The 15,426-nt window shown below is 66.2% G+C and carries 23 protein-coding genes; 21 read left to right on the top strand and 2 right to left on the bottom strand.

What is annotated here, in order from left to right; translation table 11 throughout:
- The 21 genes from rplP to ACE3TE_RS06245 form a co-directional block, all read left to right on the top strand.
- Nucleotides 1-279: 50S ribosomal protein L16 (rplP, locus tag ACE3TE_RS06145; RefSeq protein ID WP_374603180.1), on the top strand; the 279-nt coding region annotated here is incomplete at its 5' end.
- A gap of 1 nt (nucleotide 280) precedes the next feature.
- Nucleotides 281-466, top strand: a complete 186-nt coding sequence (rpmC, locus tag ACE3TE_RS06150; protein WP_034225569.1) for a 50S ribosomal protein L29 — start codon at nucleotides 281-283, stop codon at nucleotides 464-466.
- Nucleotides 467-475: 9 nt separating this feature from the next.
- On the top strand, nucleotides 476-739 hold the full coding sequence (gene rpsQ, locus ACE3TE_RS06155) for a 30S ribosomal protein S17 (protein ID WP_374603182.1): 264 nt from the start codon (nucleotides 476-478) through the stop codon (nucleotides 737-739).
- Between the two features lie 13 nt (nucleotides 740-752).
- Nucleotides 753-1,121 carry a 50S ribosomal protein L14 gene (gene rplN / locus ACE3TE_RS06160; protein WP_026815607.1) on the top strand — a complete coding sequence of 123 codons (369 nt, stop codon included), beginning with the start codon at nucleotides 753-755 and terminating at the stop codon, nucleotides 1,119-1,121.
- A gap of 14 nt (nucleotides 1,122-1,135) precedes the next feature.
- Entirely contained in the window at nucleotides 1,136-1,450 is a 315-nt protein-coding gene (rplX, locus tag ACE3TE_RS06165; protein WP_374603184.1) for a 50S ribosomal protein L24, read from the top strand.
- An 11-nt stretch (nucleotides 1,451-1,461) separates the two neighbouring features.
- Complete coding sequence (rplE, locus tag ACE3TE_RS06170; RefSeq protein ID WP_374603186.1) at nucleotides 1,462-2,001, top strand: 50S ribosomal protein L5; 540 nt, start codon at nucleotides 1,462-1,464, stop codon at nucleotides 1,999-2,001.
- Nucleotides 2,002-2,018: 17 nt separating this feature from the next.
- A complete protein-coding gene (gene rpsN, locus ACE3TE_RS06175) occupies nucleotides 2,019-2,324 on the top strand; it encodes a 30S ribosomal protein S14 (protein WP_374603188.1) in 306 nt (101 codons plus the stop codon).
- Nucleotides 2,325-2,393: 69 nt separating this feature from the next.
- Complete coding sequence (gene rpsH / locus ACE3TE_RS06180) at nucleotides 2,394-2,789, top strand: 30S ribosomal protein S8 (RefSeq protein WP_188662892.1); 396 nt, start codon at nucleotides 2,394-2,396, stop codon at nucleotides 2,787-2,789.
- 12 nt (nucleotides 2,790-2,801) lie between these two features.
- A complete protein-coding gene (gene rplF, locus ACE3TE_RS06185) occupies nucleotides 2,802-3,329 on the top strand; it encodes a 50S ribosomal protein L6 (RefSeq protein WP_374603191.1) in 528 nt (175 codons plus the stop codon).
- 32 nt (nucleotides 3,330-3,361) lie between these two features.
- Complete coding sequence (gene rplR / locus ACE3TE_RS06190; protein WP_374603193.1) at nucleotides 3,362-3,715, top strand: 50S ribosomal protein L18; 354 nt, start codon at nucleotides 3,362-3,364, stop codon at nucleotides 3,713-3,715.
- A gap of 88 nt (nucleotides 3,716-3,803) precedes the next feature.
- Nucleotides 3,804-4,325 carry a 30S ribosomal protein S5 gene (gene rpsE, locus ACE3TE_RS06195; protein WP_374603195.1) on the top strand — a complete coding sequence of 174 codons (522 nt, stop codon included), beginning with the start codon at nucleotides 3,804-3,806 and terminating at the stop codon, nucleotides 4,323-4,325.
- The gene (gene rpmD, locus ACE3TE_RS06200; protein ID WP_374603197.1) at nucleotides 4,318-4,500 is read left to right on the top strand and encodes a 50S ribosomal protein L30; all 183 of its coding nucleotides are present in this window, start codon (nucleotides 4,318-4,320) and stop codon (nucleotides 4,498-4,500) included. The genes rpsE and rpmD overlap by 8 nt, the downstream gene beginning before the upstream one ends.
- Before the next feature lie 20 nt (nucleotides 4,501-4,520).
- Nucleotides 4,521-4,958, top strand: a complete 438-nt coding sequence (gene rplO / locus ACE3TE_RS06205; RefSeq protein WP_374603199.1) for a 50S ribosomal protein L15 — start codon at nucleotides 4,521-4,523, stop codon at nucleotides 4,956-4,958.
- A gap of 4 nt (nucleotides 4,959-4,962) precedes the next feature.
- The gene (gene secY, locus ACE3TE_RS06210) at nucleotides 4,963-6,333 is read left to right on the top strand and encodes a preprotein translocase subunit SecY (RefSeq protein WP_374603201.1); all 1,371 of its coding nucleotides are present in this window, start codon (nucleotides 4,963-4,965) and stop codon (nucleotides 6,331-6,333) included.
- A 251-nt stretch (nucleotides 6,334-6,584) separates the two neighbouring features.
- Nucleotides 6,585-6,941, top strand: coding sequence for a 30S ribosomal protein S13 (gene rpsM, locus ACE3TE_RS06215; RefSeq protein ID WP_374603203.1), 357 nt, complete (start codon nucleotides 6,585-6,587; stop codon nucleotides 6,939-6,941).
- A gap of 12 nt (nucleotides 6,942-6,953) precedes the next feature.
- Nucleotides 6,954-7,343: a 30S ribosomal protein S11 gene (gene rpsK, locus ACE3TE_RS06220; RefSeq protein ID WP_188662876.1), complete on the top strand. Its 390-nt coding sequence runs from the start codon at nucleotides 6,954-6,956 to the stop codon at nucleotides 7,341-7,343.
- A 22-nt stretch (nucleotides 7,344-7,365) separates the two neighbouring features.
- Nucleotides 7,366-7,995: a 30S ribosomal protein S4 gene (gene rpsD, locus ACE3TE_RS06225; RefSeq protein ID WP_374603205.1), complete on the top strand. Its 630-nt coding sequence runs from the start codon at nucleotides 7,366-7,368 to the stop codon at nucleotides 7,993-7,995.
- Nucleotides 7,996-8,018: 23 nt separating this feature from the next.
- Nucleotides 8,019-9,014, top strand: coding sequence for a DNA-directed RNA polymerase subunit alpha (locus tag ACE3TE_RS06230; RefSeq protein ID WP_374603351.1), 996 nt, complete (start codon nucleotides 8,019-8,021; stop codon nucleotides 9,012-9,014).
- Nucleotides 9,015-9,044: 30 nt separating this feature from the next.
- Entirely contained in the window at nucleotides 9,045-9,428 is a 384-nt protein-coding gene (gene rplQ / locus ACE3TE_RS06235; RefSeq protein ID WP_374603207.1) for a 50S ribosomal protein L17, read from the top strand.
- 231 nt (nucleotides 9,429-9,659) lie between these two features.
- Nucleotides 9,660-10,169, top strand: coding sequence for a disulfide bond formation protein B (locus ACE3TE_RS06240; protein WP_374603208.1), 510 nt, complete (start codon nucleotides 9,660-9,662; stop codon nucleotides 10,167-10,169).
- Between the two features lie 104 nt (nucleotides 10,170-10,273).
- A complete protein-coding gene (locus tag ACE3TE_RS06245; protein WP_374603210.1) occupies nucleotides 10,274-11,668 on the top strand; it encodes a class II 3-deoxy-7-phosphoheptulonate synthase in 1,395 nt (464 codons plus the stop codon).
- A gap of 54 nt (nucleotides 11,669-11,722) precedes the next feature.
- On the opposite strand, the gene ACE3TE_RS06250 is transcribed toward ACE3TE_RS06245, so the two are convergent.
- On the bottom strand, nucleotides 11,723-13,297 hold the full coding sequence (locus tag ACE3TE_RS06250; protein WP_374603353.1) for an amidase: 1,575 nt from the start codon (nucleotides 13,295-13,297) through the stop codon (nucleotides 11,723-11,725).
- 138 nt (nucleotides 13,298-13,435) lie between these two features.
- Nucleotides 13,436-15,277 carry a translational GTPase TypA gene (typA, locus tag ACE3TE_RS06255; RefSeq protein ID WP_374603212.1) on the bottom strand — a complete coding sequence of 614 codons (1,842 nt, stop codon included), beginning with the start codon at nucleotides 15,275-15,277 and terminating at the stop codon, nucleotides 13,436-13,438.
- Nucleotides 15,278-15,426 lie beyond the last annotated feature (149 nt).

Consider the following 15,426-nt stretch of genomic DNA (forward strand, 5'->3'; position numbering starts at 1 on the left):
CAGATCGAAGCGGCCCGCCGCTCGATCAGCCGCTACGTCAAGCGCGGCGGCAAGATGTGGATCCGCGTGTTCCCGGACAAGCCGATCACCAAGAAGCCGATCGAAGTGCGAATGGGCGCCGGTAAGGGCAACGTCGAGTACTGGGTGGCCCAGATCGCTCCCGGCCGCATGATTTACGAGATCGAGGGCGTTGACGAAGCGACCGCGCGCGAGGCGTTCCGCCTGGCGGCCGCGAAGCTCTCGGTCACCACCACTTTCGTGACCCGGACGGTGCGCTGATATGGAACTCAAGGAACTGCGTTCGAAGTCTGAGACCGAGCTGAAGGCCCACCTGCTGGACCTGCACAAGGAACAGTTCGCCCTGCGCATGCAGAAGGCGACTGGTCAGCTGGGCCAGCCCCACAACATCAAGCGGGTCCGTCGCGAAATCGCGCAGACGATGACCCTGCTGACCCAGAAGAAGTAAGGGCGAGCCATGAGCGAGAATGCCAACCAGCTGCGCACGGTCGAAGGCCGCGTCGTCAGCAACAAGATGAACAAGACCGTCACCGTGCTCGTGGAGCGCCAGGTCAAGCACGCGCTGTACGGCAAGTACATCAAGCGTTCGACCAAGCTGCACGCCCACGACGAGGACAACGCCTGCAACGAAGGCGACGTCGTCCGCGTCACCGAGTGCCGGCCGCTGTCGAAGTCCAAGAACTGGCGCGTGGTGGAAGTCATCACGCCCGCCGTGAAGTAAGGAGGCCAGGGAAATGATCCAGGTACAGAGCTACCTCGAGGCCGCCGACAACTCCGGCGCCAAGGAAATGATGTGCATCAAGGTGCTGGGCGGCTCCAAGCGTCGTTACGCCCACATCGGCGACATCATCAAGGTCACCGTCAAGGACGCGATCCCGCGCGGCAAGGTCAAGAAGGGCGAGGTCTACGACGCCGTCGTGGTCCGCACCCGTTCTGGCGTGCGCCGCCCGGATGGCTCGCTGATCCGCTTCGACGGCAACGCCGCCGTCCTGCTCAACAACAAGCAGGAGCCGATCGGCACCCGCATCTTCGGGCCCGTGACCCGTGAACTTCGTTCCGAGAAGTTCATGAAGATCGTGTCGCTCGCTCCCGAAGTGATCTGAGGGAAGGAACAGACATGAACCGTATTCGCAAGGGCGACCAGGTGATCATCATCGCCGGTGCCGACAAGGGCAAGAAGGGTGAGGTTGTGCGTGTTGCCGGTGACAAGGTCATCGTGCAGAACGTCAACATCATCAAGCGCCACACCAAGCCGAACCCGCAGGCCAACGTCGCCGGCGGGATCATCGAGCGCGAGGCGCCGATCCACATTTCCAACGTGATGCTGTTCAACCAGGCCTCGGGCAAGGGTGAGCGCATTGGTTTCAAGGTGCTCGAGGATGGACGCAAAGTGCGTGTGTTCCGCTCGAGCAATGAGGCGGTTGACGCCTGAGGAATGAAGTCATGACCCGGCTTGAGAGTTTTTACAAAGAAACCGTCGTTCCGAAGCTCGTCGAGAAGTTCGGCTACGAGAACATCATGCAGGTGCCCCGCATCACCAAGATCACGCTGAACATGGGCGTGGGTGAGGCCGTGGGCAACAAGAAGATCCTGGAAAATGCCGTCGCCGACATGACCAAGATCGCGGGCCAGAAGCCGATCACCACGAACGCCCGCGTTTCGGTGGCCAGCTTCAAGATCCGCGACGGTTGGCCGATCGGCGCCAAGGTGACCCTGCGCCGGGCCAAGATGTACGAGTTCCTGGACCGCCTGATCAACGTGTCGCTGCCGCGCGTCCGCGACTTCCGCGGCGTCTCGCCGAAGTCCTTCGACGGCCGTGGCAACTACAACATGGGCATCAAGGAACAGATCATCTTCCCCGAGATCGACTTCGACGCCGTTGACGCCATGCGAGGCATGGACATCGCCATCACCACGACGGCGAAGACCAACGAGGAAGCCAAGGCGCTGCTCGAGGCCTTCAGCTTCCCGTTCCGCAGCTAAGACCAAGGACCCAGACAATGGCCAAGACGTCGATGGTGAACCGCGACATCAAGCGCAAGAAGCTTGTCGCCAAGTACGCCGCCAAGCGCGAGGCGCTCAAGAAGATCCTCGCCGACCAGTCCGCCTCCTACGAGGAGAAGATGGACGCCTCCACCAAGCTGCAGAAGCTGCCGCGCGACTCGAGCCCGAGCCGCGTGACCAACCGCTGCGAGCTCACCGGCCGCGCCCGCGGCGTTTACAAGAAGTTCGGCCTTGGCCGCAACAAGCTGCGCGAAGCCACGATGAATGGCGACGTGCCCGGCCTGCGCAAGGCCAGCTGGTAATCGCCTGTCCCCCTCGGGGGACTCGCGGATATCGGTGCTCCCAACACCTGGATTACAAGGTAATAGAACATGAGCATGACTGATCCCATCGCCGACATGCTGGTGCGCATCAAGAACGCACTCGCCGTCGGCAAGCCGCAGGTTTCCATGCCTGCCTCCAAGATGAAGCTGGCCATCGCCAACGTGCTGAAGTCCGAGGGTTACATCGGGGAATTCCGCGTGAACGGCGAAGGCGCCAAGGCCAAGCTGGAAATCTCCCTGAAGTACTACGAAGGCAAGCCGGTGATCGAGCGCCTGGAGCGCGTCTCCCGGTCGGGCCTGCGCAAGTACAAGGGCAAGAACGACCTGCCGAAGGTGCTCGCCGGCCTCGGCGTCGCCATCATCTCCACCTCCCAGGGTCTGATGACCGATCGCCAGGCCCGCGCTGCGGGCGTGGGCGGCGAAGTCATCTGCCTCGTGGCCTAAGGAGACAGACCCATGTCCCGCGTTGCCAAGAAGCCGATCACCCTGCCCAAGGGCGTCGAGTTCAAAGTTTCCAATGACCAGGTGACCGTCAAGGGTCCGAAGGGCACCCTGGTCCTGGCCAAGCCGACCGGCGTCGAGTTCACCCTCGACAACGGCGTGCTGCAGCTCTCCGCCGCCGAGGCCGCCAACGTTCCGATGGCCGGCACCGCCCGCGCCATCGTGGCCAACATGGTCACCGGCGTGTCCGAGGGTTTCACCCGCAAGCTCGAACTGGTCGGCGTCGGTTACCGCGCCTCCATGGCGGGCAAGGACCTCAACCTCAGCCTGGGCTTCTCGCACCCGGTCGTGTTCCAGGCGCCCGAGGGCATCACCCTGGCCACCCCGTCCCAGACCGAGATCCTGGTCACCGGTGCCGACAAGCAGCAGGTGGGTGAGGTCGCGGCCAAGATCCGTGCCTTCCGCAAGCCGGAGCCCTACAAGGGCAAGGGCATCCGCTACTCCGGCGAAAAGATCATCATGAAGGAAGCCAAGAAGGCCTGATGGGCTCTTCAGCTTCCCAAAGGTAAAAGACCATGGACAAGAACACCGCCCGCCTCCGTCGCGCCAAGACCACGCGCTCGCACATCCGCAAGCTCGGCGTCGCCCGCCTGTCCGTGCTGCGCACGGGCCAGCACATCTACGCCCAGCTGTTCTCGGCCGATGGCTCCAAGGTGCTGGCTGCCGCCTCCACCGTGCAGGCCGACGTGCGCGAAGGCCTCAAGGGCAACAAGAACATGGAGGCCGCCGCCAAGGTGGGCCGCACCATCGCCGAAAAGGCGAAGGCCGCGGGCATCGAGAAGGTTGCCTTCGACCGTTCCGGTTACCGCTACCACGGCCGCATCAAGGCCCTGGCAGACGCCGCCCGCGAGGGTGGCCTGCAGTTCTAAGTCCCGCCCGGAAGGGCAGGGCTTGGGTTTTCCAGATCCAACCACAACCATAAGCGGCCATAGGCCGTAAGCAAACCCAGGAATCCACATGAGCAGCAACGATCGCAATCGCCACAGGGACGACAGCGACGACGGCTTCATCGAGAAGCTGGTCGCCGTCAACCGCGTGTCCAAGACCGTCAAGGGCGGTCGCCAGTTCACCTTCACCGCGCTGACCGTCGTCGGCGACGGCGCCGGCAAGGTCGGCTTCGGCTACGGCAAGGCCCGAGAGGTCCCGGTCGCCATCCAGAAGTCGATGGAGTACGCCCGCAAGTCGATGGTCAACGTCGACCTGGACAACGGCACCCTGTTCCACCCGGTCAAGGCCAACCACGGCGCCGCCCGCGTGTACATGCAGCCGGCCTCCGAAGGTACCGGCGTGATCGCCGGTGGCGCCATGCGCGCCGTGCTCGAGGCCGTGGGCGTCAAGAACGTCCTGGCCAAGGCCGTCGGCTCCCGCAATCCGATCAACCTGGTCCGTGCGACCGTCAAGGGCCTGGCCGCGACCCAGTCGCCGGCCCGCATCGCCGCCAAGCGTGGCAAGAAGCTCGAGGAGATCCTCAATGGCTGACAAGACCGTCAAGGTTCGCCTGGTGAAGGGCCTTCGTGGCTGCCAGGCCCGCCACCGTCTTTCCGTGAAGGCCCTCGGCCTGAACAAGGTCAATGACGTCCGCGAACTCAAGGACTCCCCGTCCGTGCGCGGCCTGATCAACCAGGTGCATTACCTGGTTCGCGTCGAGTCCTGAGCGAGCCAAGGAGAACCCATATGAAGCTCAATACTCTCAAGCCCGCCGACGGCGCCCGCAAGGATCGTGTCCGCGTTGGTCGCGGCATCGGTTCCGGCCTCGGCAAGACCGCTGGTCGCGGCCACAAGGGCTCGTTCGCGCGCTCGGGCAAGGGCAAGATCAAGGCCGGCTTCGAAGGCGGCCAGATGCCGATGTACAAGCGCCTGCCCAAGGTTGGTTTCCGTTCGAAGATCAAGAACGACACCGCCGAAGTCATGCTGTACAAGCTCGACATGCTCGAGGCCGGCGAGATCGACTTCGCCGCGCTGCGCGCCGCCAAGCTGGTGCCGTCGAACGCCAAGCAGGCCAAGATCGTCAAGAAGGGCGAGGTCGGCAAGAAGTTCGTGCTCAAGGGCGTGATGGCCACGGCCGGCGCCAAGGCCGCCATCGAGGCTGCCGGCGGCAGCGTGACGGAGTAAGGCATTGGCCCAGTCTTCTGCAGCTTCCGCCCTGGGTGGGCTCGGTAAGTTCACCGAGCTCCGCCAGCGCCTGGTGTTCGTACTCCTTGCGCTGATCGTGTACCGCATCGGTAGCTACATCCCGGTGCCGGGCATCGATCCGCAGCGGATGCTGGAGCTGATGGAAAGCCAGCAGGGCACCATCGTGGACATGTTCAACATGTTCTCCGGTGGTGCGCTGAACCGCTTCAGTCTGTTCGCGCTCAACGTCATCCCGTACATCTCCTCCTCGATCATCGTGCAGCTGATGGGCCAGATCTACGAGCCCTGGAAGGCGATGAAGAAGGAAGGTGAGTCCGGTCGCCGCAAGCTGACCCAGTACTCGCGCTACGGCGCCGTCGTGCTGGCGATCGTGCAGGCCGGTTCCATCGCCTCGATGCTGCAGCAGCAGGCCGGCGTGGTCTACCAGCCGGGCCCGGCCTTCGTGTTCACCGCCATCGTGGCGCTGACCGCGGGCACTATTTTCCTGATGTGGCTGGGCGAGCAGATCACCGAGCGCGGCGTCGGCAACGGCATCTCGCTGATCATCTTCGCCGGCATCGTCGCCAGCCTGCCGGGCGCCGTCTTCGGCACCCTGCAGCAGGCCGCCAGCGGCGAGCTCAACTACTTCGCGATCGTGGTCATCATGGCCCTGGTCCTGGGCGTCACCTACTTCGTGGTGTTCATGGAGCGCGGCCAGCGCCGCATCACCGTGAACTACGCCCGTCGCCAGGGTGGCCGCCAGGCCTACATGAACCAGAGCTCGCACCTGCCGCTGAAGCTCAACATGGCGGGCGTGATCCCGGCGATCTTCGCCTCCAGCCTGATCATGTTCCCGGCGACTATGGTGCAGTGGTTCGGCCAGGGCTCCGCCCCGACCGGCGAAGGCTGGCGCGACAGTCTCAACCTGTTCCTGCAGAACCTGAGCCAGGCCCTGGCCCCGAGCGAGCCGCTGCACATGCTGCTCTACGGCGCCATGATCATGGGCTTCGCCTTCTTCTACACGGCGCTGGTGTTCAATTCGCAGGAAACGGCCGACAACCTCAAGAAGTCCGGCGCCCTGGTGCCGGGCATCCGGCCGGGCAAGGCCACCGCCGACTACATCGACGGCGTGCTGACCCGCCTGACCCTGATCGGCTCGATCTACCTGGTCCTGGTCTGCCTGCTGCCCGAGTTCATCCGGATGTTCTGGCAGGTCCCGTTCTATTTCGGCGGCACCTCGCTGCTGATCGTCGTGGTGGTGGTCATGGACTTCACGGCCCAGGTGCAGGCGCACCTGATGTCGCACCAGTACGAAGGCCTGATGAAGAAGGCCAATTTGAAGGGTGGTTCCCGCGGCGGCTTCGCCCGCGGCTGAGGGACCACGACAATGGGCGGTCCGCGCGGCAGCTTGGCGCGCGGATGAACCAGCCCCCGTCCCTGCGCTGGAGTAGCGCGGGGCGTCCGGACCGGCAACGGGAAGGGCAGGGGAGGGTTCGTCGCCGGAGCATGGGCACACTCCCCATGCCGGGTTTCCCGGGCCATTGGCCCGGGGGGCTACAAATTTACCCCAAGCTAAGGTATTATTTCCGATTCACTGCGCTCAATTTTAGTTTTGGAGAACGCCTGATGGCGCGCATCGCGGGTGTCAACCTGCCTGTCCAGAAGCATGTCTGGGTGGGCCTGCAGAGTATCTTTGGCATCGGCCGTACCCGGTCGAAGCTTGTTTGCGAGGCGGCTGGTGTCGCCCCGTCCACCAAAATCCGGGACCTGTCCGAGCCTGAAGTCGAGCGCATCCGCGCCGAAGTGGCGAAGTACACGGTCGAGGGCGACCTGCGTCGTGAGGTCGGCATGTCGATCAAGCGCCTGATGGACCTGGGCTGCTATCGCGGCCTGCGCCATCGTCGTGGCCTGCCGATGCGCGGCCAGCGCACCCGTACCAATGCCCGCACCCGCAAGGGTCCGCGCAAAGCCATCAAGAAGTAAGGACCTGGCCCCATGAATAAGCCGGCAACCAAAACGAAGAAGAAGATCAAGCGGGTCGTCACCGACGGCATCGCCCACGTCCACGCTTCCTTCAACAACACCATCGTCACCATCACCGACCGCCAGGGCAATGCGCTGTCGTGGGCGACCTCGGGCGGCGCGGGCTTCCGCGGTTCCCGCAAGTCGACCCCGTTCGCCGCCCAGGTGGCCGCCGAGAAGGCCGGCAAGGTCGCTCTCGACTACGGCGTGAAGACGCTGGAAGTGCGGATCAAGGGCCCCGGCCCGGGCCGCGAGTCGGCCGTGCGTTCGCTGAACGCCTGCGGCTACAAGATCACCAACATCATCGACGTCACCCCGATCCCGCACAACGGGTGCCGGCCGCCGAAGAAGCGCCGCGTCTAACACGGGAACAGGAGACTAAAAAATGGCTCGTTATATCGGTCCCACCTGTAAGCTCGCCCGCCGCGAAGGCGCCGACCTCTCCCTGAAGTCGCCCGCTCGCGCGATCGACTCGAAGTGCAAGCTGGAGCAGAAGCCCGGCCAGCACGGCGCAGTCGCCAAGCGCGGCAAGCTTTCCGACTACGCCAACCAGCTGCGCGAGAAGCAGAAGGTGAAGCGTATCTACGGTCTGCTCGAGAAGCAGTTCCGCAACTACTACAAGAAAGCCTCGACCAAGAAGGGCAACACCGGCGAGACCCTGCTGCAGATGCTCGAGCAGCGCCTCGACAACGTCGTGTACCGCATGGGCTTCGCCGTGACCCGCCCGCAGGCGCGCCAGCTGGTGTCGCACAAGGGCGTGCTGGTTAACGGCAAGGCCGTCAACCTGCCGTCCTACCAGGTCAAGGCCGGCGACAACATCGCGTTGACCGAGCGTGCGCAGAAGCACCTCAACGTCCAGGAAGCCGTGAACCTCTCCCAGCAGATGGACCTCGTCCCGAGCTGGTGCGAAGTCGATGCGAAGAAGTTCGCCGGCACGTTCAAGGCCGTCCCGGACCGCGCCGACCTGCCCTCGGACATCAATGAAGCGCTGATCGTCGAGCTGTACTCGAAGTAATCCCTCCAGGAGACACCTTGACCATGACGGTTACCGCCACCCAGGTGCTGCGCCCCCGCGGCCCGCACATCGAACGCCTCGGTTCCAACCGCGCCAAGGTGGTCATCGAGCCGCTCGAGCGCGGCTACGGCCACACGCTGGGCAATGCCCTGCGTCGCGTCCTGCTGTCCTCGATCCCCGGCTTCGCGATCACCGAAGTCGAGATCGACGGCGTGCTCCACGAGTACACCACCGTCGAAGGGCTGCAGGAGGACGTGCTCGAAGTCCTGCTCAACCTCAAGGACGTGGCCATCCGCATGCACAACGTGGACCACACCACGCTGAGCCTGCAGAAGAAGGGCCCGGGCGTCGTCACCGCCGGCGACATCAAGACCGACCACAACGTCGAGATCATCAATCCCGACCACGTGATCTGCACCCTCACCAAGGACACGGCGCTGAACATGCGCCTGAAGATCGAGCGCGGTTTCGGCTACCAGCCGGCCGCCGATCGCCGCCGCCCGGACGAAGAGTCCCGTGCGATCGGTCGCCTGGTGCTGGACGCCACGTTCTCGCCGGTCCGCCGCGTCGCCTACGCCGTCGAGGCCGCCCGCGTCGAACAGCGTACCGACCTGGACAAGCTGGTCCTTGAGATCGAGACCAACGGCACGATCGACGCCGAGGACGCAATCCGTACGGCCGCCGACATCCTAACCGACCAGCTGTCGGTGTTCGGCGACTTCACCCAGCGCGAACGCGGTCCGGCCAAGGTCTCGACCACGGGCGTGGACCCGGTGCTGCTGCGTCCGATCGACGACCTCGAGCTGACGGTGCGTTCGGCCAACTGCCTCAAGGCCGAGAACATCTACTACATCGGCGACCTGATCCAGCGTACCGAGGTCGAGCTGCTCAAGACCCCGAACCTGGGCAAGAAGTCGCTCACCGAGATCAAGGAAGTGCTCGCCCAGCGCGGCCTTTCGCTCGGGATGAAGCTGGAGAACTGGCCGCCGGCCGGCCTGCAGCAGGGCATGCTGGGCTGAGGCCCGGAATTCACTTAAGGAAACACGACCATGCGCCACCAGAAATCCGGCCGCAAGTTCAGCCGCACCAGCGCCCATCGCGAAGCGATGTTCAGCAACATGGCTGCGTCCCTGATCAAGCACGAACTGATCCGTACCACCCTGCCGAAGGCCAAGGAACTGCGCCGCGTCGCCGAGCCGCTGATCACCATCGGCAAGACCGACGGCGTCGCCAACCGCCGCCTCGCCATGTCGCGCCTGCGTGACAAGGAAGCCGTGGGCAAGCTGTTCGTCGAACTCGGCCCGCGTTACCAGGCCCGCCCCGGCGGCTACCTGCGCATCCTCAAGTGCGGCTTCCGTCCGGGCGACAACGCCCCGATGGCCTATGTCGAACTGGTGGACCGCCCGCAGGCCGACGCCGAAGCCGCCGAATAAATCCGGCGCGCTGCAAGACCCCCAGGACCCCGGCCCCGGCCGGGGTCCTGCTTTTTTTGGGGTCAGGTTCAATTTTCACCGATGCAGTTCAGTATCCGAAGTGCCAGCGGGGAAAATTGGACCTGAGCCCTCTCCCTGGCAGCGGGAAATCGAACCTGACCCCCTGTCCCTGAACTTCGCCGCCACTCCAAGGTCGGTTACGCTGTCCCCCTTGCCACGAAACCGCCGCCAATGACCGCCAACCCCTTCGCCTGGAGCTTCCGGGCCCAGTTCCTGACCGGCTTCACGCTGTGCGTGGCGCTGCTGGCCTATGCGCTGTACGTGCAGTTCGGCATGCTGATGATGCCGTGCCCGCTGTGCATCCTGCAGCGCATCGCGTTCGCCGCGATGGGCATCGTCTTCCTGGTCGGCGGGCTGCACGCGCCGCGGGGCAGGGTGGGGCGGGCGATCTACGGCCTGCTGGTCTTCCTGGCGGCTGGCGCCGGCGCCGGCGTCGCCGCGCGCCACGTCTGGCTGCAGTCGCTGCCGCCGGACGAAGTGCCGCTGTGCACGTCGATGGGCCTGGACTACATGGTCGAGGCCATGGGTCCGCTGAAGGCGCTGGCTAAGGTGCTCGAGGGCTCCGGCGAATGCGCCAAGGTCGACTGGTCCTTCCTCGGCGTGTCGATGCCTGCCTGGACCCTGGTGTGGTTCGTCGGCCTCGGCCTTGGCGCGCTCTGGGCGGGCCTGCGTCGCCGCTGAGACAGTTCGCGCCGCACGCGTGTTTCGCGCGGCCTGCACGAGGCCGCGCGACCCCTGTGGCATGATGTTTTGCACTCCTTCCTTCACCGATCCCTGGAAAACCGATGAGCTCCCCTGACCGCAGCCTGCAAACCGTCTCCGTGCCGTCCGACTGGACGCCGGCGGGCTGGCGCGCGCGGCCGGCCGCCCAGCAGCCGCGGTATCCGGACGAGGCCGCGCTGGCCGAGGTGGTCGGCGAGCTCAGCCGCCTGCCGCCGCTGGTGACGTCCTGGGAGATCCTGTCCCTGAAGAAGCAGCTGGCCGAGGCCCAGGAAGGCAAGCGCTTCCTGCTCCAGGGCGGCGACTGCGCCGAATCCTTCGCCGACTGCGAATCGGCCCTGGTCTCGAACCGGCTCAAGGTGCTGCTGCAGATGAGCCTGGTGCTGGTGCACGGGCTGCGCCTGCCGGTCGTGCGCGTGGGCCGCTTCGCCGGCCAGTACGCCAAGCCGCGTTCGGCCGACATGGAGGAGCGCGATGGCGTTTCGCTGCCGAGCTATCGCGGCGACTTCATCAACCAGCCCGAGTTCACCGCGCAGGCGCGCCTGCCCGACCCGCGGCGCATGGTGAAGGGCCACGCCCGCTCGGCGATGACGATGAACTTCGTGCGTGCACTGATCGACGGCGGCTTCGCCGACCTGCACCACCCCGAGTACTGGGACCTGGGCTGGGTCAGCCATTCGCCGCTGTCGGAGGACTACCGGCGCATGGTCGCCGCCGTCGGCGACGCGGTGCGTTTCATGGAAACGATTTCCGGCGACACGCTGCACAACCTCAACCGCGCCGATTTCTACACCTCGCACGAAGCCCTGCTGCTGCCCTACGAAGAAGCGCTCACCCGCCAGGTGCCGCGCCAGTGGGGCTGGTTCAACCTGTCCACGCACTTCCCCTGGATCGGCATGCGCACCGCGGCGATCGAAGGCGCCCACGTCGAATACTTCCGCGGCCTGCGCAACCCGGTGGCGGTGAAGATCGGACCTTCGGTGACGCCCGAGCAGCTGCTCAGGCTGGTGGACGTGCTCAACCCCTCGAACGAGCCCGGCCGCCTCGCGCTGATCCATCGCATGGGCGCGGCCCAGGTCGCGCAGAAGCTGCCGCCGCTGCTCGACGCCATGCGCCGCGAAGGCCATCGCGTGCTGTGGGTCTGTGACCCGATGCACGGCAACACCGAAAGCACCAGCAACGGCTACAAGACGCGCCGCTTCGACAACATCCGCGGCGAGCTCGAGACGGCCTTCGACCTGCACGCGGCCGCCGGAACCCGCCTGGGCGGCGTGCACCTGGAGCTGACCGGCGAAAACGTCACCGAATGCACCGGCGGTGCCCGCGAGCTGACCGACAGCGACCTGGCCCGCGCCTACCGCTCCACCGTCGACCCGCGCCTGAACTACGAGCAGTCGCTGGAAATCGCCATGCTGATCGTGCGCAAGCAGGCCAGCCTGGCGGCGCCGGTCAGCGCCTGAGGGCAGTGCGTTGCCGGCCGCGTGAATCCGCGGCCGATGGCTCCTGGCTTTCGGTCACGGCGCCAGGGTCGGAGTGAATGTGGGCGGGCGGCGCGCCAGGGTGGCCTGTTCGAAGGCGTAGGCCATGGCGAGCAATTCGGCTTCCGACCAGGCCGGGCCCAAGAAGCTCAGGCCCAGCGGCAGGCCCCGGACCTCGCCCATCGGCACCGTGATGCTCGGCGTGCCCGCGACCGCGGCCACGCCGTAGCCGGCGCCGGTGAAGTGGTCGCCCAGCACCGGGTCGGTGGGCCAGGCGGGCCCCGTGGTCGGCGCTACCACCGCATCAAGCTGCTTGTCCCTCAGCAGCGCCAGTAAACCTTCTTCGCCGGCCAGCCGGCGCGCACTGTCGCGCGCCTCGAGGTAGGCCGCATCGGTCAGCGGGCCCTTGGCCAGGGCCTGTTCGAACAGCTCCTGGTCGAAGAAGGGCATGGCCCGGTCGGCGTTGTCCCGGTTCCAGGCCACCAGCGCCTCGAGGGAAGCCACCGGCGCGCCGCTGTCGGCGAGGTAGCGGTCCAGGCCGTCCTTGAATTCGTAGAGCAGCACCTCGAATTCGGCGCCGCCCCACTGCCGCCAGGTGGCGATTTCGACCGGGTCCACGATCTCGGCGCCGGCGGCGCGCAGGGCCTCCAGCGCGCCCTCGGTGGCCGCGTCGACGTCCGGGTGGTAGCCCATGGCCTGGCGCAGCACGCCGATGCGCTTGCCGGCGAGGGCGCCCTTGTCGAGGCGCGCCAGGTAGTCGGCAATCCTTCCTTCCGCGGCGGCACCGGCCGGGTCGGCGGGATCCACCGTCGCCAGCACCGACAGCAGCGCCGCGGCGTCGGCGACGGTGCGTGTCATCGGACCGGCGGTGTCCTGGGAAATCGAGATCGGGATGATGCTGTCGCGGCTGACCAGGCCCACGGTGGGCTTGAGCCCGACCAGCCCGTTCACGGCCGAGGGACACAGGATGCTGCCGTCGGTTTCGGTGCCCACGCCCACGGTCGCCAGGCTGGCGGCGATGGCCGCGCCGGTGCCGGCGCTGGAGCCGCAGGGGTTGCGGTCGAGCACATAGGGATTGCGGGTCTGGCCGCCGCGGCTGGACCAGCCCGAGGTCGAACGCGAGGAGCGGAAGTTGGCCCACTCGCTGAGGTTGGTCTTGCCCAGGATGACCGCGCCGGCCTCGCGCAGGCGCGCCACGAGGAAGGCGTCGTCGGCGGGGCGGTGTCCGGCAAGGGCCAGGGAGCCGGCCGAATTGGCCATGCCGACGGCGTCGATGTTGTCCTTGAGCAGCACCGGAATGCCGTGCAGCGGACCGCGCACCCGGCCGGCGGCGCGTTCGGCGTCGAGCGCGTCGGCCTGGGCCAGCGCATCCGGCGCCAGTTCGATGACGGCGTTGATCGTCGGGCCGGCGTCGTCGATGGCGGCGATGCGGTCCAGGTAGGCCTGGCTAAGCTGTCGTGAACTGAGCCGGCCCTCGGCCATGCGCCGGCCGGCTTCGGCGACGTCCAGTTCGACCACGTCAACCGCGGTGGCCCCGGTCGCTTCGCTCGCTTCGGTCGCAGCTTCATCGGCCGTCCGCCCGCACGCGGCGATCAGCAGCAGGAGGGGCAGGACGAGGGCAGGGCGCATGGCAGGCTCCGGAGTCGGTACCGGCAGTCTAGCCAAGCCCGGCGCGAAGGGCGTGAGGGTTTGCCAAAAAAAACGCCCCGGGCTGCCGGGGCGTTTTCGTATCCAGCCATAAGCACGAAATCAGCCGCGCGAGGCCTTCTTGCGGTCGTTCTCGGTGCGGTGCTTCTTGCGCAGGCGGATCGCCAGCGGGGTGATCTCGACCAGTTCGTCGTCGTCGATGAACTCCAGCGCCTGCTCGAGCGAGAACTTCACCGGCGGGATCAGGCCCTCGTCCTTGTCGGTGCCCGAGGCGCGGAAGTTGGTCAGCTGCTTGCCGCGCAGGGCGTTGACCGTGAGGTCGTTGTCCTTGGCGTGGATGCCGACGATCTGGCCTTCGTAGATTTCCTCGCCCGGCTCGACCATCAGGCGGCCGCGCTCCTGCATCGCGATCTGCGCGTAGGCCGGCGACGGACCGGTGCCGTTGGAGATCAGCACGCCGTTCTGGCGCTGGCCGATGTCGCCTTCCTGCTTCGGCGCGTAGTGGTCGAAGACGTGGAAGAGCAGGCCGGTGCCGGCCGTGATCGTGCGGAACTCGGTCTGGAAGCCGATCAGGCCGCGGGCCGGGATGATGAAGTCGATGCGCACGCGGCCCTTGCCGTCCGGTTCCATGTTCTGGAGGATCGCCCGGCGTTCGCCCAGACGCTGCATCACGCCGCCCTGGTACTGCTCCTCGAGGTCGACGACCAGCGATTCGTAGGGTTCCTGCTTGACGCCGTCGATCTCGCGGATGATCACCTCGGGACGCGACACGGCCAGCTCGTAGCCTTCGCGGCGCATGGTTTCGATCAGGATCGACAGGTGCAGCTCGCCGCGGCCGCTGACCTTGAACTTGTCGGCGTCGGCGGTGTCCTCGACCTTCAGCGCGACGTTGTGCTGGGTCTCGCGCATCAGGCGGTCGCGCAGCTGGCGCGAGGTCAGGAACTTGCCGCCGCTGCGGTCCTTGTTGCCGGCGAAGGGCGAGTCGTTGACCTGGAAGGTCATGGAAATCGTCGGTTCGTCGACCGTCAGCACCGGCAGCTGCTCGGGCGCCGAGACGTCGCAGACGGTGTCGGAGATGCCCAGGCCTTCGATGCCCGAGATCGCGATGATGTCGCCGGCGCGCGCTTCCTTCACCTCGTGACGCTCAAGGCCCATGAAGCCGAGCACCTGCAGCACCTTGGCGTTGCGGACCTTGCCGTCGCGGGCAACCACCGACACCTGCTGGTTGGTGCGGATGGTGCCGCGCTGGATGCGGCCCACGCCGATGATGCCGACGTAGTTGTTGTAATCCAGCGACGTGATGCGCATCTGGAACGGGCCGTCCATGTCCACCGGCGGCGGCGCCACCTTGTCGACGATGGTCTGGAACAGCGGGGTCATGTCGCCCGAACGCACCGATTCGTCCATGCCGGCGTAGCCGTTGAGGCCCGAGGCGTAGACGGTGGTGAAATCGAGCTGTTCGTCGGTGGCGCCGAGGCGGTCGAACAGGTCGAAGGTCTGGTTGAGCACCCAGTCCGGACGCGCACCCGGGCGGTCGACCTTGTTGATCACCACGATCGGCTTGAAGCCCATCGCGAAGGCCTTCTGGGTGACGAAGCGGGTCTGCGGCATCGGGCCGTCCATCGCGTCCACCAGGATCAGCACCGAGTCGACCATCGACAGCACGCGCTCGACCTCGCCGCCGAAGTCGGCGTGGCCCGGGGTGTCGACGATGTTGATGCGGTATTCCTCGCCGTCCGGCGAGGTCCAGCGGATGGCGGTGTTCTTCGAAAGGATCGTGATGCCACGCTCCTTTTCGATGTCGTTGCTGTCCATCGCGCGCTCGGCGAGCTGCTGGCGTTCACCCAGGGTGTTGGACTGCTTCAGCAGCTGGTCGACCAGCGTGGTCTTGCCATGGTCGACGTGGGCCACGATGGCGATGTTGCGGAGCTTTTCAATGGACATGCGAAGGGGCGCCGGAGGCGCTTTCTCGTAGGAAAATGAGTCGGATAGCTTAGCACGGATCGGGCCCGGCGCCGGCCCCCGGTCGGCCAGGCGGCGGCCCGGCTATGGCATCCTAGGCGGCCTGCCGGGCAGCGCCCGGCCCCCACGCA

The organism is Arenimonas sp., from assembly GCF_041919775.1.
GTDB lineage: Bacteria > Pseudomonadota > Gammaproteobacteria > Xanthomonadales > Xanthomonadaceae > Arenimonas.

Coding starts and splice junctions, on each gene's coding strand:
- rpmC (WP_034225569.1), top strand. CDS start 281: ATGGAACTCAAGGAACTGCGTTCGAAGTCTGAGACCGAGCTGAAGGCC.
- rpsQ (WP_374603182.1), top strand. CDS start 476: ATGAGCGAGAATGCCAACCAGCTGCGCACGGTCGAAGGCCGCGTCGTC.
- rplN (WP_026815607.1), top strand. CDS start 753: ATGATCCAGGTACAGAGCTACCTCGAGGCCGCCGACAACTCCGGCGCC.
- rplX (WP_374603184.1), top strand. CDS start 1,136: ATGAACCGTATTCGCAAGGGCGACCAGGTGATCATCATCGCCGGTGCC.
- rplE (WP_374603186.1), top strand. CDS start 1,462: ATGACCCGGCTTGAGAGTTTTTACAAAGAAACCGTCGTTCCGAAGCTC.
- rpsN (WP_374603188.1), top strand. CDS start 2,019: ATGGCCAAGACGTCGATGGTGAACCGCGACATCAAGCGCAAGAAGCTT.
- rpsH (WP_188662892.1), top strand. CDS start 2,394: ATGAGCATGACTGATCCCATCGCCGACATGCTGGTGCGCATCAAGAAC.
- rplF (WP_374603191.1), top strand. CDS start 2,802: ATGTCCCGCGTTGCCAAGAAGCCGATCACCCTGCCCAAGGGCGTCGAG.
- rplR (WP_374603193.1), top strand. CDS start 3,362: ATGGACAAGAACACCGCCCGCCTCCGTCGCGCCAAGACCACGCGCTCG.
- rpsE (WP_374603195.1), top strand. CDS start 3,804: ATGAGCAGCAACGATCGCAATCGCCACAGGGACGACAGCGACGACGGC.
- rpmD (WP_374603197.1), top strand. CDS start 4,318: ATGGCTGACAAGACCGTCAAGGTTCGCCTGGTGAAGGGCCTTCGTGGC.
- rplO (WP_374603199.1), top strand. CDS start 4,521: ATGAAGCTCAATACTCTCAAGCCCGCCGACGGCGCCCGCAAGGATCGT.
- rpsM (WP_374603203.1), top strand. CDS start 6,585: ATGGCGCGCATCGCGGGTGTCAACCTGCCTGTCCAGAAGCATGTCTGG.
- rpsK (WP_188662876.1), top strand. CDS start 6,954: ATGAATAAGCCGGCAACCAAAACGAAGAAGAAGATCAAGCGGGTCGTC.
- rpsD (WP_374603205.1), top strand. CDS start 7,366: ATGGCTCGTTATATCGGTCCCACCTGTAAGCTCGCCCGCCGCGAAGGC.
- ACE3TE_RS06230 (WP_374603351.1), top strand. CDS start 8,019: ATGACGGTTACCGCCACCCAGGTGCTGCGCCCCCGCGGCCCGCACATC.
- rplQ (WP_374603207.1), top strand. CDS start 9,045: ATGCGCCACCAGAAATCCGGCCGCAAGTTCAGCCGCACCAGCGCCCAT.
- ACE3TE_RS06240 (WP_374603208.1), top strand. CDS start 9,660: ATGACCGCCAACCCCTTCGCCTGGAGCTTCCGGGCCCAGTTCCTGACC.
- ACE3TE_RS06245 (WP_374603210.1), top strand. CDS start 10,274: ATGAGCTCCCCTGACCGCAGCCTGCAAACCGTCTCCGTGCCGTCCGAC.
- typA (WP_374603212.1), bottom strand. CDS start 15,277: ATGTCCATTGAAAAGCTCCGCAACATCGCCATCGTGGCCCACGTCGAC.